At 41.6% G+C, this 1061-nt stretch carries 1 protein-coding gene; it reads right to left on the bottom strand.

Annotation, left to right across the window (positions count from 1 at the left end):
* Nucleotides 1-734 precede the first annotated feature (734 nt).
* Nucleotides 735-1061: tyrosine-type recombinase/integrase (locus BT127_RS16150; RefSeq protein WP_175542001.1), on the bottom strand; the 327-nt coding region annotated here is incomplete at its 5' end.

Below are 1061 nucleotides of genomic sequence, written 5' to 3' on the forward strand. Positions count from 1 at the left end.
GGGATAAATCGCCTGCTGAAGTTTTTTGTTGCACTTGACTTGACAATCTGCCGAATACCCATTTCTCAATCTCACATCGTTTGGTGTTGTGATCGGAAGCCTTGTGTATCAGCTTACCGTTCATGTAGAATTTGTTCATTTGTTTTCCTCCTGTTACATAATTATTCCATAGACAGCAGGCGTGATCTGCTTTCTATGTATCTGCCTCACAGGAGGCTCAAAAATCGTTCACAGCGGCTTTATTTGCTCTCGGTGGTGCAGTTTCCCGACCTGCAACCGATGCCGTCAGAAACGGCTCACAAATCGCTGATAGGTTTTCTATCATTTCGTTTTCGGGGAAACAAAAAGGACTCGATTCCAGTGTTTTCACATTTCGTGAAAGCCACTAAAACCGAGCCCGAAACTTTGTATACTATTTTTTGCTGACAAAATCGAGATTCGCCTGTATTTAGACCTTTGGAGGGGACTAAATTTGCACTTTTGAGAGTTCAAATCCTTACACATGGCTAAAACAGCTCAATGTCATCTATGAAAATCGAAGTAAAATTTTCAAGATTTGGGTAGCAAAAAAGCCCGATATTTCGGGCTTTTTGGGCATGCCATCAATTATGTTATGCCATCATGGCAGGGGCAGAAGGACTTGAAGCAAATGGACATACGCTTCGATTTGCATATATTTCGGGAAGTATGGGGCGCTGAATTACTTCCGTGTGAAGTTCGTGTGAAAAAATAATTCAAGCAGCACCATCTGTTTTTTCAGTGCGAGTGCTCCTTATAGTTGCATACATATATTCGTCAAAAACCTTAAGGCTATCACGAATTCTTTGCTTAGGAGTTCTTATGTACACGCTATCAAGCACTTTTGAATTAGCCCATCCACCTAGTCTTTCGAGGACTTGCTTTTCAACGCCGAGTCCGTTCATAGTTGTTGCGAACTGAGCTCTTAGATCATGAAATGTCATTTGTAAACCATGCTTCTTGAGGAGTCGGTCGTAACGACGTTTCAAGGCACCATAATTCTCGCTGATAATGAAGTCATCTTCATTTTTATGAGGAACTTG

Source organism: Ruminococcus sp. XPD3002 (assembly GCA_900119535.1).
Taxonomy (GTDB): domain Bacteria; phylum Bacillota; class Clostridia; order Oscillospirales; family Ruminococcaceae; genus Ruminococcus; species Ruminococcus flavefaciens_H.